Source organism: Roseobacter ponti, assembly GCF_012932215.1.
GTDB lineage: Bacteria > Pseudomonadota > Alphaproteobacteria > Rhodobacterales > Rhodobacteraceae > Roseobacter > Roseobacter ponti.
On the sequence record NZ_CP048788.1, the window covers coordinates 112,345 to 127,201 of the forward strand.

General features: G+C 59.6%; 18 protein-coding genes. 12 read left to right on the plus strand and 6 right to left on the minus strand.

Annotated elements, in window-relative coordinates:
• Positions 1–549 (minus strand): divisome-associated lipoprotein DalA, encoded by a 549-nt coding sequence (gene dalA / locus G3256_RS00530; protein ID WP_169638980.1) that lies wholly within the window; start codon positions 547–549, stop codon positions 1–3.
• A 159-nt stretch (positions 550–708) separates the two neighbouring features.
• On the opposite strand from dalA, the gene G3256_RS00535 reads away from it, so the two are divergent.
• Positions 709–1,317: a L,D-transpeptidase gene (locus G3256_RS00535; RefSeq protein WP_169638981.1), complete on the plus strand. Its 609-nt coding sequence runs from the start codon at positions 709–711 to the stop codon at positions 1,315–1,317.
• Between the two features lie 140 nt (positions 1,318–1,457).
• Complete coding sequence (locus tag G3256_RS00540) at positions 1,458–1,631, plus strand: hypothetical protein (RefSeq protein WP_169638982.1); 174 nt, start codon at positions 1,458–1,460, stop codon at positions 1,629–1,631.
• Between the two features lie 88 nt (positions 1,632–1,719).
• Here G3256_RS00540 and hemH read toward each other — a convergent pair whose 3' ends face one another.
• Positions 1,720–2,790 (minus strand): ferrochelatase, encoded by a 1,071-nt coding sequence (gene hemH / locus G3256_RS00545; RefSeq protein ID WP_169638983.1) that lies wholly within the window; start codon positions 2,788–2,790, stop codon positions 1,720–1,722.
• Positions 2,791–2,846: 56 nt separating this feature from the next.
• Positions 2,847–3,665, minus strand: a complete 819-nt coding sequence (locus G3256_RS00550) for a methyltransferase domain-containing protein (RefSeq protein ID WP_169638984.1) — start codon at positions 3,663–3,665, stop codon at positions 2,847–2,849.
• Here G3256_RS00550 and G3256_RS00555 point away from each other — a divergent pair.
• The 4 genes from G3256_RS00555 to G3256_RS00570 are packed head-to-tail and all read left to right on the plus strand — an operon-like array spanning position 3,664 to position 5,979.
• A complete protein-coding gene (locus tag G3256_RS00555; protein WP_169638985.1) occupies positions 3,664–4,413 on the plus strand; it encodes a ComF family protein in 750 nt (249 codons plus the stop codon). The genes G3256_RS00550 and G3256_RS00555 overlap by 2 nt on opposite strands.
• A 35-nt stretch (positions 4,414–4,448) precedes the next feature.
• Complete coding sequence (gene grxC / locus G3256_RS00560; protein WP_169638986.1) at positions 4,449–4,706, plus strand: glutaredoxin 3; 258 nt, start codon at positions 4,449–4,451, stop codon at positions 4,704–4,706.
• On the plus strand, positions 4,706–5,539 hold the full coding sequence (locus G3256_RS00565) for a carbon-nitrogen hydrolase family protein (RefSeq protein ID WP_169638987.1): 834 nt from the start codon (positions 4,706–4,708) through the stop codon (positions 5,537–5,539). Before grxC ends, G3256_RS00565 begins: the two co-directional genes overlap by 1 nt.
• The gene (locus G3256_RS00570) at positions 5,536–5,979 is read left to right on the plus strand and encodes a MarR family winged helix-turn-helix transcriptional regulator (RefSeq protein ID WP_169638988.1); all 444 of its coding nucleotides are present in this window, start codon (positions 5,536–5,538) and stop codon (positions 5,977–5,979) included. The genes G3256_RS00565 and G3256_RS00570 overlap by 4 nt, the downstream gene beginning before the upstream one ends.
• Here G3256_RS00570 and ubiG read toward each other — a convergent pair.
• Positions 5,976–6,722 (minus strand): bifunctional 2-polyprenyl-6-hydroxyphenol methylase/3-demethylubiquinol 3-O-methyltransferase UbiG, encoded by a 747-nt coding sequence (gene ubiG, locus G3256_RS00575; RefSeq protein ID WP_169638989.1) that lies wholly within the window; start codon positions 6,720–6,722, stop codon positions 5,976–5,978. The two genes, G3256_RS00570 and ubiG, sit on opposite strands and share 4 nt — an antisense overlap.
• A gap of 48 nt (positions 6,723–6,770) precedes the next feature.
• On the opposite strand from ubiG, the gene pip reads away from it, so the two are divergent.
• The 6 genes from pip (at position 6,771) to infB (ending at position 14,120) form a co-directional block, all read left to right on the plus strand.
• Positions 6,771–7,742 carry a prolyl aminopeptidase gene (gene pip / locus G3256_RS00580; protein WP_169638990.1) on the plus strand — a complete coding sequence of 324 codons (972 nt, stop codon included), beginning with the start codon at positions 6,771–6,773 and terminating at the stop codon, positions 7,740–7,742.
• Positions 7,739–8,635: an ABC transporter substrate-binding protein gene (locus tag G3256_RS00585; protein WP_169638991.1), complete on the plus strand. Its 897-nt coding sequence runs from the start codon at positions 7,739–7,741 to the stop codon at positions 8,633–8,635. The genes pip and G3256_RS00585 overlap by 4 nt, the downstream gene beginning before the upstream one ends.
• A gap of 144 nt (positions 8,636–8,779) precedes the next feature.
• The gene (rimP, locus tag G3256_RS00590; protein ID WP_169638992.1) at positions 8,780–9,370 is read left to right on the plus strand and encodes a ribosome maturation factor RimP; all 591 of its coding nucleotides are present in this window, start codon (positions 8,780–8,782) and stop codon (positions 9,368–9,370) included.
• Positions 9,371–10,990, plus strand: coding sequence for a transcription termination factor NusA (nusA, locus tag G3256_RS00595; protein ID WP_169638993.1), 1,620 nt, complete (start codon positions 9,371–9,373; stop codon positions 10,988–10,990).
• 22 nt (positions 10,991–11,012) lie between these two features.
• Positions 11,013–11,633: an RNA-binding protein gene (locus G3256_RS00600; protein WP_169638994.1), complete on the plus strand. Its 621-nt coding sequence runs from the start codon at positions 11,013–11,015 to the stop codon at positions 11,631–11,633.
• Between the two features lie 9 nt (positions 11,634–11,642).
• On the plus strand, positions 11,643–14,120 hold the full coding sequence (infB, locus tag G3256_RS00605; protein ID WP_169638995.1) for a translation initiation factor IF-2: 2,478 nt from the start codon (positions 11,643–11,645) through the stop codon (positions 14,118–14,120).
• 55 nt (positions 14,121–14,175) lie between these two features.
• Here the strand turns inward: infB and G3256_RS00610 are convergent, their stop codons facing one another.
• Together G3256_RS00610 and mutT are read right to left on the minus strand one after the other, a co-directional pair.
• The gene (locus G3256_RS00610; RefSeq protein WP_169638996.1) at positions 14,176–14,322 is read right to left on the minus strand and encodes a hypothetical protein; all 147 of its coding nucleotides are present in this window, start codon (positions 14,320–14,322) and stop codon (positions 14,176–14,178) included.
• A 115-nt stretch (positions 14,323–14,437) separates the two neighbouring features.
• Entirely contained in the window at positions 14,438–14,836 is a 399-nt protein-coding gene (mutT, locus tag G3256_RS00615) for an 8-oxo-dGTP diphosphatase MutT (RefSeq protein ID WP_169638997.1), read from the minus strand.
• Positions 14,837–14,857 lie beyond the last annotated feature (21 nt).

Genomic DNA, 14,857 nt, shown 5'->3' on the forward strand with positions numbered 1-14,857 from the left:
TCAGAACGCGTTGCGCGAGACCTGCGGGGCAAAGACATCGGCGCCCATGATCAGGGTCCACCAGATTTTGCCGTTGGACTCCTGAAACCAGGCGAACCCCATTTTATTCGCACGCGGCGACAGGATCACCCGGCGGGTGTCTTCCTGGTCCATCCAGGCGGCAAGGGTTTCAAGCTCGGTCTCATAGGTCTCTGAGATTGTCTCTCCCACGAGGTTACCCGGAAAGCCCACGCGCCGGATCCGGTCAATCGGGGAGGATCCGTCAGATCCGAAATGCCAGGGTCGGTTCTGATTGGACATATCGCGCGAATGGGTCGCCGCTGCGGCATTCAGCTGTGAATCAAGCTCAACCGGAGGGCGCGATGACGCGGCCCGCAGCGCATTTACAGCATCCAGTATGCGGAACTGTATTTTGGACGTGTCGGAATTTTTGATCCGATAGAGCTGCGGCAGCGGTTTACCGTCTGAGCCCAGACGGTTTGCGGTTGGCGCGCCACAGGCGACAAGCAGGGTACTGAGTACCAGTAAAATTGTTGTAAGACGGATCATGGCACACTCCTGCTAAGCCGTTGCAGCACATAGCCTGCCGTGCGTGGTAATTCAAACTCACTTTAGCGTATTGCCGCCTGATGACATCTCTTTGATTTGCGACTGATGCTCTTACGCAATAATGTCGCCGCTGAATCTTATTTTGCCTGGAGGCATCTCATGTCTGATAAAAAGACGTTTCATCAAAGCCGCCGGTCTTTTCTGGCCGGGTCTGCAGCGATGCTTGCAACCCCTGCGATCGCCCAGGATCCGGGGTCTGTAAACTCCACGACCACAACCATTGGTGAGCGTGATCTGACAGAAACTGTACGCCGTAATGTGTCGAGCTTTCGGACGCTCGACTGGCAGCCGTATTTCTCGAATCTCAACAATGGTGCGATTCTCGTCGATATCGACAGCCGCGCCCTGCATTACTGGGAAGAAGGCGGATTTTATAAACTTTATCCGTCCAGCGTTCCGCTTTCTGAGGAGCTGACCCGCCGCGGCCGCACCAAAGTGACCCGCAAAGTCGAAGGGCCAAGCTGGCGTCCGACGCCCTCCATGCTGGAGCGTAACCCCGAATGGCCGGAATATATCGGCCCGGGTCCGGACAACCCGCTGGGTACACACGCGCTCTATCTCAGCTGGACCTACTACCGGATCCACGGGACCCACGACACACGCAAAATCGGGCGTCAGTCGTCCAACGGCTGCATCGGTCTTTACAACGAACATATCTCCGAACTTTTCAGCTATGCACAGGTCGGTACACAGGTGTTGCTAATTTGACGACATGGTGCCGTTTTTGCGGAATAAAATCCGAATCCGGTTTGCAAACGTGCTGCTATGCTGTTTAGAAATGAACCACGAGGTAAGTCTTGGGCGCGTGCTATCGCGGTGCGAAGCACGCCTTTTCTGGAGGTTATGATATGAAAAAACTCGTTCTCGCAGCTGCACTGACAGCCGCAGCATCGACAGCTTTTGCAGGTTCGCTTGAAGAGCCCGTCGTTGAAGCGCCTGTCGTCGTAGAAGAAGCAAACGGTTCGTCTGTAGGTATCCTGCTGCCGATCATTCTTCTCGCGATCGTTGCTGCTGCGCTGTAATCTTTACAGCGACGCAAATTAAAAAGGCGGCGCTGATGTGCCGCCTTTTTTACGTCTGATGGTCAGAAACTGACGCGCTGAGATCGAATCAACCGATCCAGCCTTTCAGGTTATCGCTGATCACATTCGACAAAGCTTCAATATGAGCGTCATTGTCATTCAGGCAGGGAATATAGGTGAAATGCTCACCGCCCGCCTCTTCAAAGCTCTCTTTGATCTCTTCGTTAATCTCTTCAAGTGTCTCGATGCAGTCTGCGGAAAACGCCGGTGCGCAGACGGCGATGTTCTTTTTGCCGGCTTCTGCCAGGCGCGCGACTTCCTCGACGGTATAGGGCTGCAGCCACTCTTCAGGGCCGAACTTTGACTGGAATGTCGTGGTGATCTCGGTGTCATCCCAGCCGAGGCGCTCTTTCAGCAGCCGCGTCGTTTTCTGGCACTGGCAGTGATAGGGATCACCTTCCATCAGATAGCGGATCGGCACACCGTGATAGGAGCAGACAAGAATATCCGGCTTTTTTTCGAGCCCGGCATAGGCGGTTTCAATCGATTGCGCGAGCGCCTCAATATAATCGGGCCGGTCGAAATAAGGCTCAACGGTCCGTGTTACGGGCTGCCACTTCTCATAGGTCAGCGCGCGGAAAAACTCGTCATTTGCGGTGGCTGAGGTGGCGCCCGCGTAATGGGGATAAAGCGGGAAAAACAGAATCTTACGGCACCCTGCCGCTGTCATCTCGGCCACTTTTGACCGGGTCGACGGGTTGCCATAGCGCATGCAGAAATCGACCATCACCTCGTCGCCATAGCGTTCCTGCATGGTTTCTGCGACCCGCGCTGTCTGTGCCTTTGTGATTGTCATCAGGGGGCTTTCGCCCTCGTCCTCATTCCAGATCGATTTGTAAGCCGCGCCGCTGGAAAACGGACGTTTGCTGAGGATGATCAGTTGCAGCAGCGGTTGCCAGATCCAGGGGCTGTAATCGATCACCCGCCGGTCCGACAGAAACTCGTTCAGATAGCGGCGCATGGACCAGTAATCGTAGTTGTCCGGCGTGCCGAGGTTGGCAAGCAGGATGCCGGTTCTTGGCCGGGCGACTTCGGGATGGTCTGCCGCAGCACTTGCGGGGCGCACCATCACCGGTGTTGTGGAGCTGCTGTCCAACATGGGAATGACCTCAGTATTCGCGATATCCCGCTGAGATAGACGGTTTTCAGCGGGGGTCAATCAGGCAAACGGGTTTCCGGCACGCGCAGGGCATCCGCCAGCCGCTCTTTTGCGGAGCCGGGACGCAGTGGTTTCTGCTGGCTGTCGTCAGGTGCCCAGCCCGTCAGAAAGACCATCTCAAAGGTCGCGGTGACCTTTTCGGCGGGGGTTGCAAAGTGCTGGTGGTAAAGGTCTGCGGTCCGGTCAAAGAGTGCGCGGGGCGCTGTGTTGCGCGGCCTGGCGGCGAGCGCGCTGGTCTCGCCCATGGCCCGCAGGTCGTGCATCAGATGCCGGGCGTCGCGGTATTCGGCCTTCATCGGCAGACTGTCGGCCACCGGCAGGGCAAGGCCGGCGCGCTGCAGGAGTGCGCCAAGATCGCGGATCTCTCCCATCGGTGCGATTCGCGGCGACAGACCGCCGGTCAGGGCAATTTCCGCCTCGCCGAGGCAGCGGCGCAGCTCATCTAGGGTCTGGCCACCCAGTGCCACCGCAATCAGCATCCCGTCGGGGCGCAGTGCCCGGCGACACTGAATAAGCTGCCCGACGGGGTCGTTGGCCCAGTGCAGCGACATCGAATGTATAACCAGATCAAAGGCTTTCTCATCCAGGGGCAGCGTTTCATCATCGGCGCAGATTGTCGCCTCCGGCAGCCGTTCTCTCCAGATGCCCTCGAAGGGCGTCACGACAGCAATCCTGGTAAACGCCCTGTTAACCATTTCCAGGCGATCCTGAATTTCGTCTGCTGCCTGAACCTGCAAAAAAAGATCTCTGATGCGCGCGCGTGCGCGATGCATCTGCAACGCTCTGGTGTCAGTCAGTATTTTTGGTGCGGTCATGGCGGAGAGATATAGGGTGGCACAGCTTAGTTTACAAACCGCAGTCCAGACGATTTTCCCGGCTCGCTGTCTGAGCTGCGGCGACCGGGTGGATGGTGATTTCGGGCTGTGTGGCAGCTGCTGGCGGGACACCGGATTTATCGGTGGCGCGATCTGCGACACCTGCGGCACGCCACTGCCCGGCGAGGACAGCCAGGACACACTGAAATGTGATGAATGTCTGCGCGTGGACCGACCGTGGTCGCGTGGTCGGGCGGCGCTGGTTTATCGCGATGTCGGGCGGCGCATGGTGCTGGCATTAAAACACGGGGACCGGCAGGAGATCGCGGGGCCGGCGGCTCTGTGGATGAGCCGGGCCATCGCCGATCTGCCGAAAGAGAACCTTCTCGTGGCGCCTGTTCCGCTGCACTGGACCCGTCTTCTCAGGCGCCGCTACAACCAGGCGGGCCTTCTGGCACAGGCGCTGTCGCGTCATGCGGGCCTGCCGGTCTGTCCTGATCTGCTGATCCGGCACCAGCGTACGGAGACCATGGAAGGCAAGAACCAGGAGCTGCGTTTCAGCTCCGTAAAAGGGGCGATCAGGGTCCATCCGCGGCGACGCCACCGCATCGTCGGGCGACCGGTTCTGATTGTGGATGATGTTCTGACCACAGGAGCCACACTGGCCTCCGCGGCTGACGCCTGTATTGCGGCAGGGTCAGGGCCGGTATACGTGGTGGTACTGGCACGGGTGGCAAAGGATACCTAAGTTCCTGTCCAGCGCTATGCCAAAGGACAGGACCTATGAAAACCGTTGAAATCTACACCTCGCCGCTCTGTGGTTTCTGCCACGCCGCTAAACGCCTGCTCAGCCAGAAAGGCGTCGAATTCACAGAATTCGATGTGCTGGCCAGTCCGGACCGCAAGCCCGAGATGATAAAGCGTGCAAACGGCAGCCGGACCGTGCCGCAGATCTTTGTGGGTGATGACCACGTGGGCGGATGTGACGAGCTCTATGAGCTCGAGCGCGCGGGCAAACTCGACAGTCTTCTGGCCGCGTGATGAAAATCGCGCTTATTCAGCTTAACGTCTCAGATGACCCGGTGGCCAACCTTGAGATTACACTTGGCTATGTAAAAAAGGCTGTGGCCGCGGGTGCGGCCTTCGTGCTGACGCCCGAGGTTACCAACTGCATTTCCACCAGCCGGTCACATCAGCGCGATGTGCTGCAGCACGAGGATGACGATATTACGCTCAAAGCGCTGCGGACGGCGGCGAAAGAGCATGAAATCTGGCTGCTGATCGGCTCGCTGGCGCTGAAAACCGAAGATGAAGACGGGCGGTTTGCCAACCGGTCGTTCATGATCAGCCCGACGGGTGAGATCGTCGCGCGTTATGACAAGATCCATATGTTCGACGTGCAGGTCACCCCTGAAGAGACCTGGCGCGAATCCGAAGGGTATCGCCCGGGCGGACAGGCTGTGGTCGCGCAGACGGATTTCGGCAAAGTGGGGATGACCGTCTGCTATGATGTGCGTTTTCCTTTGCTGCACAATGCACTTGCGCGCCACGGGGCGCAGATCCTGACGGTGCCGGCCGCGTTTTCTCCGGTGACGGGGGCGGCGCACTGGCATGCGTTGCTGCGGGCGCGGGCGATTGAAACCGGGTGCTATGTTCTGGCGCCTGCCACGACCGGTGAGCATGCGAGTGCCGCCCATAAGACCCGGAAAACCTATGGTCATTCACTTGTTGTGTCCCCCTGGGGCGAGGTTCAGATTGACGCAGGGTCTGATCCCGGCGTTTACATGACCGACCTCGATATGGGATTAGTTGAGGAGGCGCGGCGCAAAGTGCCCGCGCTGACGAACGCCAGAACATTTAACGGACCGGGATGAACGACGAACGCAACGCCCTGACCATATCACTGTTCAGTGAAATTCTGGCGGCCGATCAAATGGTGCGGGCGCGGCTCAGCAAGGTGTTGCCCAAGGGCATGGAGATCTCGCACTTTTCAGTTCTTAACCATCTTGCCGGACATTCCGAAGAGCGCACACCGGCCCAGCTCGCCGAGACATTTCACGTCACCCGGGGGGCAATGACCAACACGCTGAGCAAGCTGGAATGGGCCGGATATGTTCATATCCGCCCGGACTGGGACGATGCCCGCCGCAAGCTGGTCGCGATCAGCACCGCAGGACGGCAGGCGCGCGACCAGGCGGTGGGATCGATCACGCCGGTTATCAACCAGGTGGTCGAAAAGCTTGGCGATAAACAGGTGCGCGAGGCGCTGCCGCTGCTGCGCGAGTTGCGCCGGCAGCTTGGCGACAACCCTTAGGCGGGCTTCAGGCTCGCCGTGACATAGTTCACGCTCAGGTCACGATCCGACAGTTTCCAGGACCAGCTCACAGGATTGAACACAAACCCCTTGCGGTCCACCGGCTCAAGGCCCGCATCCCGCATCAGGGCATAAAGCTCGTCAGGGGTGATGAACTTTGACCATTCATGGGTGCCTTTGGGCAGCCAGCGCATCACGTGCTCGGCACCGATGATTGCCATCACATATGATTTCGCATTCCGGTTCAGCGTTGAACAGATGTGCAGCCCGCCCGGTTTCAGCAGCTGCCGGCAGGCGGTCAGATAATCGATGGGCGAGGCCACGTGTTCGACCACTTCCATATTCAGCACGACGTCGAACTCTTCGCCCGCTTCGGCCATCGCCTCGGCGGTGGTGTGACGGTAATCAATCTCTAACCCGGACTGTTCTGCATGAATCTGAGCGACGGGGATGTTGCGCCCGGCGGCGTCTGCGCCCACGACATCTGCCCCCAGCCGCGCCATCGGCTCCGCCAGCAGCCCGCCCCCGCAGCCGATATCAAGGATGCGCAGCCCGGAAAAGGGCTTCGCCGCCTTCAGATCGCGGTCAAATTCGCCGGCGATCTGCTGCGTGATATAGTCCAGACGGCACGGATTAAGCATGTGAAGCGGTTTGAATTTACCGTTCTCATCCCACCATTCCGCCGCCATCGCCTCAAATTTCGCAATTTCTCCGGCGTCGACGGTCGATTGAAGCGCTTGCATTCCACTCTCCATATGATCATCTGCGATTTGGTACTATATAGGCGGGTAATGGATAAATTCAGCGACCAAAAGCGCGCAGTGCAATATCTGTATCCGCCGATCGACCCGTTCGATCAGCGCATGCTGGATGTGGGCCAGGGTCACCGGGTTTATGTGGAGCAGTGCGGCAGGCCCGACGGCGTGCCGGTTGTGGTGCTGCACGGCGGACCGGGGGGCGGCTGCAGCCCGGCGATGCGGCGTTATTTTGACCCTGAAATATACCGCGTGATCCTGTTTGATCAGCGTGGCTGTGGCCGGTCGCGGCCGCATGCCAGCGTGACGCATAACACGACCTGGCATCTGGTGGATGATATCGAGCTGATCCGGCGCGAGCTTGAGATCGACGACTGGATCGTTTTCGGCGGCAGCTGGGGGGCAACGCTGGCGCTGATCTATGCGCAGGCGCATCCCGATCACGTGCGCCAGCTTGTGCTGCGCGGTGTTTTCCTGATGACGCAGCGCGAGCTTGACTGGTTTTATGGCGGCGGTGCCGGCAAATTCTGGCCCGAGGTCTGGGCGAAATTTACCTCGCTTATTCCCGAAGACGAGCGTGATGATCTGATCGAAGCGTATCGTCGCCGTTTGTTCTCTGGCGATATGACGATCGAGACACGGTTTGCCCGCGCCTGGTCGGCCTGGGAAAACGCGCTGGCCTCGATCTATTCCTCCGGCAATACCGGAGAGAGCCCGGGTGAGTATGCGCGGGCCTTTGCCCGGCTGGAGAATCACTATTTCGCCAACGCGGGCTTTCTGGAATTTGACGGCCAGATCCTTGCCCACGTCGGGCGGATTGCGCATATCCCGGGCGTCATTGTGCAGGGCCGGTACGACATGATCTGCCCGCCGGACAGCGCTTATGCACTTTCGGAGGCCTGGGATAGTTGTGAGCTCCGAATGGTGCGCAACGCTGGTCACGCCTTGTCAGAGCCGGGGATCAGTGCAGAACTGGTACGCACCATGGACCGGATCGCAGGACGATGACGCGACAGACACATATGGACAGGCGGGCGCTCTTTGCCTCGGGTGCGGCGGCGGCCCTGCTGGCGGCCTCGGGAGTTTCTGCGCAACCCGCGCCACAACGCGGCGGGCGGCTGCGGCTGGCGTTGTCGGGGGCCACGCGCGGCGACAGTTTTGATCTGCGGCACGCGGCGGATTCGGGGCTCTTTATGCAGGTGGCAACCGCGGGTCTTGTTTTTGATGCACTGACCGAAGTGGCGGCCGACGGCACGCTGCGTGGTGAACTTGCCACCGGCTGGCGCAGCAATGCCGACGGATCCCGCTGGGAATTTGATCTGCGCAGCGATGCGGTATTCCACAACGGATCGGACTTTACCGCGCAGGATGTCGTGGCCAGCTTTGGTGCGCATCTCTCGACACTTCTGTTTGACGTCACAGGACTTGAGGCGACCGGCCCCCACGGTCTGGTGATGACACTGGCGCAGGGTGATCCCGATCTGCCTTTCCGCCTGAGCGCGCCGGAACTGGTGATCCTGCCGCTTGGTCCTGACGCTGAATTTGCCGAAGGCGTGGGAACCGGTCTTTACCGGCTGCACAAATTCGACGCCGGGCGGCACCTTGTCGCGCATCGTGTCGGGGCCCACTACAAAGACGGCCGCGCGGGCTGGTTTGACAGTGTGGAGCTGGTATCGCTGACCGCTGATGCCGTGCGGGCCGAGGCGCTGCGCGATCATCTGGTGGATGCTGCTGATCTGACCCATGTGGACGGACTGGGAGATCTCGACGGGCTGCGCGTGCTGCCCGAAGAGCACTTTATGACCTCGGCGGTTGATGACTGTATCGCGCTGCCGGGGCAGATCGGGCGGCGCTGGCCGCTGGACAATCTGCGCGCTGCGGAACGGTGGTGGATGGCCTGAACCGATCAGGGGTTGCGGCGACTTTGCGACGGGTCTATATGATTGCCAACAGCGGCGCTTCCGGGTCCAAACCGAAAGCACCACCGGAAAGTGTAACGGGCCGCGCGCCCGTTTTTTTGTGCCCGGATAAAACCTGAAAGTACCATGTCAAACGACCTGATTGCCAAAGCAGCTATCGACCGCCGTATGGCCGAGATCATCACCCCCGTCATTGAGGATATGGGGTTTGAGCTGGTGCGCGTGCGACTGATGTCGGGCAAGAGCACGACGCTGCAGATCATGGCCGACAAACCCGACGGCGGGATCGAGGTCGATGACTGTGCCGAGATCAGCCAGGCTGTAAGTGCGGTTCTGGATGTCGAGGATCCGATCCTCGATGAATATACGCTTGAAGTATCAAGCCCGGGCATCGACCGTCCGCTCACCCGGATCAAAGATTTCGAAGCCTTTGAAGGCTATGAGGCAAAGATCGAAACCGCCGAGACCATCGACGGCCGCCGCCGCTTTAAGGGTGAGCTGGCCGGTGTCGAAGGAGATGAGGTGCTGATCAATGTGACCGAGGGCACGATCGGGCTGAAGTTCGACTGGCTTAGTGATGCCAAGCTCGTGCTGACCGATGACCTGATCAAGGAAATGCTGCGCCAGCGCAAAGCGTCCGGTGCAATCGACGAAACCAAATTCGATGAAATCTCTGACGAATCAGAGAGCGATACGTCCGCTGAGGGAGACCAATAAATGGCCATTACATCTGCAAACCAGCTTGAGCTTTTGCAAACCGCCGAGGCTGTGGCGCGCGAAAAAATGATCGACCCCGGGCTGGTCGTCGAAGCGATGGAAGAATCGCTCGCCCGTGCCGCCAAATCGCGTTACGGCGCGGAAATGGACATCCGGGTGCACATTGACCGTAAAACCGGCCGTGCGACATTCACCCGTGTGCGCACCGTGGTCGAGGAAGAAGAGCTCGAGAACTATCAGGCCGAGTTCACCGTCGAGCAGGCAAAGCAGTACATGGAAAACCCCGAAGTGGGTCAGGAATTCATCGAAGAGGTCCCGCCCGTCGAAATGGGCCGGATCGCGGCTCAGTCCGCCAAGCAGGTGATCCTGCAGAAGGTGCGCGAAGCCGAGCGTGACCGCCAGTTCGAGGAATTCAAGGACCGCGCGGGCACGATCATCAACGGTCTGGTCAAGCGTGAGGAATACGGCAACGTCATCGTCGATGTGGGCGCGGGCGAAGCCATTCTGCGCCGCAACGAGAAGATCGGCCGGGAATCGTATCGCCCCAACGACCGGATTCGCGTCTATATCAAAGACGTGCGCCGCGAGCAGCGCGGGCCGCAGATTTTCCTGAGCCGGACAGCGCCTGAATTCATGGCCGAGTTGTTCAAGATGGAAGTGCCCGAGATCTATGACGGCATCATCGAGATCAAGGCCGTGGCCCGCGACCCGGGCAGCCGCGCCAAGATCGCCGTGATCTCTTATGACAACTCCATCGATCCCGTCGGGGCCTGCGTGGGTATGCGCGGCAGCCGGGTTCAGGCAGTGGTCAACGAACTGCAGGGTGAGAAAATCGATATCATTCCGTGGAATGAAGATCAGCCTACGTTCCTTGTGAATGCTCTGCAGCCTGCGGAAGTCAGCAAGGTGGTTCTCGATGAGGAGGCCGGCAAGATCGAAGTTGTGGTGCCCGAAGAACAGCTGAGCCTTGCCATTGGCCGTCGTGGTCAGAACGTGCGTCTCGCGAGCCAGCTCACCGGACTGGACATCGATATCATGACCGAAGAGCAGGAAAGCGCGCGCCGCCAGGCCGAGTTCGAACTGCGCACCAAGCTCTTTGTCGACAATCTGGATCTTGATGAGTTCTTTGCGCAACTTCTTGTTTCTGAAGGCTTTACCAATCTGGAAGAGGTGGCCTACGTTGAGCTGGACGAGCTTCTGGTCATTGATGGTGTGGACGAAGACACCGCCAACGAGTTGCAGGCCCGGGCGCGTGATGTCCTTGAGGCACGCAACAAGGCGGCACTTGATAACGCCCGCAGCCTTGGCGTCGAGGACAGCCTGGTTGAATTTGAAGGCCTCACTCCCCAGATGATTGAAGCGCTGGCAAAGGACGATGTGAAAACCCTTGAGGATTTCGCGACCTGCGCCGACTGGGAACTGGCCGGTGGCTGGACGACAGAAAACGGCGAGCGTGTGAAAGACGACGGGGTGCTTGAACCCTTCGACGTATCTCTGGAAGAAGCACAGGACCTGATTATGACAGCACGTGTGATGCTGGGCTGGGTTGATCCGGCCGATCTGGAAGCAGAGGCCGAGGCCGAAGCGGAAGGCGAAGAGACGGAGGAAACCGGGGTCTGATCGCAGACCCCGGAGGTTCCGGATGGGTCGCGGTGGCGCCTCAAAAGACCGCGTGGACGGTCCTGACCGCAAGTGCATTGCCACGGGTGAGGTGCAGCCAAAGTACGGGCTGATCCGTTTTGTGGCCGGGCCGGATGGCCAGCTGGTGCCGGACATACTGGGAAAACTGCCGGGACGCGGGATCTATGTCTCCGCGTCACGCGTTGAACTGGAGAAGGCTGTGAAAAAGGGGCTCTTTGCACGCGCCCTGAAGCAGCAGGTAAGCGTGCCGGAGGATCTTGTTGACGAGGTCGAACGGCAGCTGGCGCACCGCGTGGTTGAGCTTGTGTCGCTGCAACGCAAGGCCGGTAAGGCGGTTGCGGGATACGAAAAGGTTAAAAGCTGGCTGCAGATGGAAGAAGCCGAAGTGCTGATCCAGGCCAGTGACGGATCCGGACGCGGCAAGTCCAAGCTGAGCACGCCGCATTACGGGTCATATATAGGCTGGCTGACAGCTGATGAATTGGGTTTGGCATTCGGACGCCAAACTGTGATACATGGGGCGCTCGCCTCTGGTGGACTCACGCAACGTGTTGTAGAGGAAGCCCAAAGACTTAAAGGCGTGCGCGAAAACGAGGGTGGCAAGGGCCATCCGAAAGGATAGACGAGCTTCATGAGCGATACTGACGGCAAAAAAACATTGGGTTTGCGCGGCAACGCGCGTCCGGGCAACGTAAAGCAGAGCTTTAGCCACGGACGGACCAAGAACGTCGTGGTTGAAACCAAACGTAAACGCGTTGTGGTGCCCAAAGCCGGTGCGACCAAATCCGCCGGTACATCAGGCGCGGCGGGCGGTGATCCGTCCCGACGCCCCGCAGGGATCACTGATGCGGAGATGGAGCGCCGGCTCAAGGCCGTGCAGGCCGCTAAAGCGCGCGAGTCCGAAGAAGCAGCCGAGCGTGAGGCCGAAGAAAAGGCGCGCGCCGAAGACCGCGAGCGCCGTCGGGCTGAACAGGAAGAAAAAGAGCGCGAGGAGCGTGAGCGCGAGGAAAGCCTCAAGGCCAAGGCCCAGGAAGATCAGCGTCGGAAGGATGAAGCCGAAGCAGCCGCCAAGGCTGCTGCGGCCCCTGCCGAAGAGCCCGTTGTCCAGCGTCCCGCGCGCGAGAAAGCAGCCCCCGAGGCCGCACCGCGTAAACAGCAGGATCGTGACCGCGACACCAACAAGCGTGGCAAAGGCGGCGACGACAACCGCCGCTCCGGCAAGCTGACCCTGAACCAGGCGCTTTCGGGTGGTGAGGGCGGACGTCAGCGGTCGATGGCTGCAATGAAGCGCAAGCAGGAGCGGGCGCGGCAGAAAGCCATGGGAGGCCAGGTCGAGCGCGAAAAGGTTGTGCGTGACGTGCAGGTCCCAGAGGCCATCGTGGTCTCTGAGCTGGCCAACCGGATGACCGAGAAGGTCGGCGAGGTTGTCAAAGCACTGATGAACAACGGCATGATGGTGACGCAGAACCAGACAATCGATGCGGACACCGCGGAACTGATCGTCGAAGAGTTCGGCCACAAGGTTGTGCGGGTTTCTGATGCCGATGTCGAGGACGTGATCAAAGAGGTTGAGGACGACGACAAGGATCTCTCGCCGCGTCCGCCGGTCATCACCATCATGGGTCACGTTGACCACGGCAAAACGTCTCTGCTCGATGCAATCCGGAACGCCAAGGTCGTCGCCGGCGAAGCAGGCGGGATCACCCAGCACATCGGTGCCTATCAGGTGAAAACCGAAGGCGGCCAGCTGCTGAGTTTCCTCGATACGCCGGGCCACGCGGCCTTTACGTCCATGCGTTCGCGCGGTGCTCAGGTGACGGATATCGTGGTCCTGGTGGTTGCGGCCGATGACGCCGTGATGCCGCAGACCATTGAAGCCATCAACCACGCCAAGGCAGCCAAGGTGCCGATGATTGTGGCGATCAACAAGATCGACCGCCCCGCGGCTGATCCCAACAAGGTCCGGACAGACCTGCTGCAGCACGAAGTGATCGTGGAGCAGATGTCAGGTGACGTGCAGGATGTCGAAGTCTCTGCCATTACCGGTCAGGGCCTCGATGAACTGCTCGAAGCGATCGCGCTGCAGGCGGAAATTCTGGAGCTGAAAGCCAACCCGAACCGCGCCGCTGTCGGTGCGGTGATCGAGGCGCAGCTTGATGTAGGCCGCGGCCCGGTTGCGACTGTTCTGGTTCAGAACGGCACGCTGCGTCAGGGTGATATATTTGTTGTTGGTGAGCAGTACGGTAAGGTCCGTGCGCTGATCAATGACAAGGGCGAGCGCGTGAAAGAGGCCGGTCCGTCCGTGCCTGTCGAAGTGCTCGGCCTGAACGGTACACCCGAGGCGGGCGATGTGCTGAACGTGACCGGTACCGAAGCGCAGGCGCGTGAAATCGCGGAATACCGCGCGAACGCTGCCAAAGACAAACGCGCAGCCGCCGGTGCGGCGACAACGCTTGAACAGCTTATGGCGAATGCCAAGGCCGATGAGAACGTCTCCGAGCTGCCCATTCTGGTGAAAGCTGACGTGCAGGGTTCTGCCGAGGCGATCAACCAGGCGATGGAAAAGATCGGCAACGACGAGGTCCGCGTGCGCGTGCTGCACTCAGGTGTGGGCGCGATCACCGAGACCGACGTTGGCCTGGCCGAAGCTTCCGGCGCGCCGATTATGGGCTTTAACGTCCGGGCGAACGCCTCTGCGCGCAACACGGCCAACCAGAAGGGCGTCGAGATCCGCTATTATTCGGTGATCTATGACCTTGTGGACGACGTGAAAGCGGCGGCCTCAGGCCTGCTGAGTGCGGAGATTCGCGAGAACTTCATCGGGTACGCGACGATCAAAGAGGTCTTCAAAGTCACCGGCGTCGGTAAAGTCGCAGGCTGTCTGGTGACCGAAGGCGTGGCGCGCCGCTCTGCCGGTGTGCGTCTGCTGCGCGACAACGTGGTGATCCACGAGGGCACGCTCAAGACGCTGAAGCGTTTCAAGGACGAGGTTGCCGAAGTGCAGTCGGGTCAGGAATGCGGCATGGCCTTTGAGAACTATGACGATATCCGCCCTGATGATGTGATCGAAATCTTCGAGCGTGAAGAGGTGACCCGGACACTCACATGATCCGGTGACACAGGTCTGACACTAAAAAAAAGGGACCGCCTGCGCGGTCCCTTTTTTAGTGGATTTCCGGTCCGGTCACTCTGACCGGCCTGCCTGTGAAAGTGTCATCATCCACCTTCACGACGATCCTCCCGTCCGGCAGTTCACGCACGTAAATGCCCTGAACCGATATTGCGCTTCCCATAATAATGGTGCGAAGCATGTCTCTCTCCTCCCCAGGATACTGACGCTGTCATCCTAGGGGGTGTTCACGGAAATGTCATAAACAAAATGCCTGAAAGGGCGGCATTTAATCCGGATCGGAAATAATCCGCCGATCAGAGCCAGTCGCGCAGAATCGGGATCAGCGGAATATCCGCCGCAGGCATCGGGTAATCCTTCATCTCCTGCGGGCGGACCCATTTCAGGGTCTGGCCTTCGCGCGACATCGGGGTGCCGTTCCATTTACGACAGGCAAACAGCGGCATCAGCAGATGAAAGGTATCATAGCTGTGGCTGGCAAACGTCAGCGGCGCGAGGCAGGACGCCCAGGTATCGATTCCAAGCTCTTCCTGCAATTCCCGGATCAGCGCGACTTCGGGTGTTTCACCCTGTTCCACTTTGCCACCGGGAAATTCCCATAGCCCGGCCATCGACTTGCCTTCGGGGCGCTGTGCGATGAGCACCCGCCCGTCGATGTCGATCAGCGCCACGGCTGATACAAGTACGGTTTTCATGCTTGGATCTCCGGTCGGCCG

Coding starts and splice junctions, on each gene's coding strand:
- infB (WP_169638995.1), top strand. CDS start 11,643: ATGAGCGATACTGACGGCAAAAAAACATTGGGTTTGCGCGGCAACGCG.
- hemH (WP_169638983.1), bottom strand. CDS start 2,790: ATGTTGGACAGCAGCTCCACAACACCGGTGATGGTGCGCCCCGCAAGT.
- ubiG (WP_169638989.1), bottom strand. CDS start 6,722: ATGCAAGCGCTTCAATCGACCGTCGACGCCGGAGAAATTGCGAAATTT.
- rimP (WP_169638992.1), top strand. CDS start 8,780: ATGTCAAACGACCTGATTGCCAAAGCAGCTATCGACCGCCGTATGGCC.
- G3256_RS00610 (WP_169638996.1), bottom strand. CDS start 14,322: ATGCTTCGCACCATTATTATGGGAAGCGCAATATCGGTTCAGGGCATT.
- G3256_RS00585 (WP_169638991.1), top strand. CDS start 7,739: ATGACGCGACAGACACATATGGACAGGCGGGCGCTCTTTGCCTCGGGT.
- G3256_RS00550 (WP_169638984.1), bottom strand. CDS start 3,665: ATGACCGCACCAAAAATACTGACTGACACCAGAGCGTTGCAGATGCAT.
- mutT (WP_169638997.1), bottom strand. CDS start 14,836: ATGAAAACCGTACTTGTATCAGCCGTGGCGCTGATCGACATCGACGGG.
- G3256_RS00600 (WP_169638994.1), top strand. CDS start 11,013: ATGGGTCGCGGTGGCGCCTCAAAAGACCGCGTGGACGGTCCTGACCGC.
- G3256_RS00555 (WP_169638985.1), top strand. CDS start 3,664: ATGGCGGAGAGATATAGGGTGGCACAGCTTAGTTTACAAACCGCAGTC.
- dalA (WP_169638980.1), bottom strand. CDS start 549: ATGATCCGTCTTACAACAATTTTACTGGTACTCAGTACCCTGCTTGTC.
- nusA (WP_169638993.1), top strand. CDS start 9,371: ATGGCCATTACATCTGCAAACCAGCTTGAGCTTTTGCAAACCGCCGAG.
- G3256_RS00535 (WP_169638981.1), top strand. CDS start 709: ATGTCTGATAAAAAGACGTTTCATCAAAGCCGCCGGTCTTTTCTGGCC.
- pip (WP_169638990.1), top strand. CDS start 6,771: ATGGATAAATTCAGCGACCAAAAGCGCGCAGTGCAATATCTGTATCCG.
- G3256_RS00570 (WP_169638988.1), top strand. CDS start 5,536: ATGAACGACGAACGCAACGCCCTGACCATATCACTGTTCAGTGAAATT.
- G3256_RS00565 (WP_169638987.1), top strand. CDS start 4,706: ATGAAAATCGCGCTTATTCAGCTTAACGTCTCAGATGACCCGGTGGCC.
- grxC (WP_169638986.1), top strand. CDS start 4,449: ATGAAAACCGTTGAAATCTACACCTCGCCGCTCTGTGGTTTCTGCCAC.
- G3256_RS00540 (WP_169638982.1), top strand. CDS start 1,458: ATGAAAAAACTCGTTCTCGCAGCTGCACTGACAGCCGCAGCATCGACA.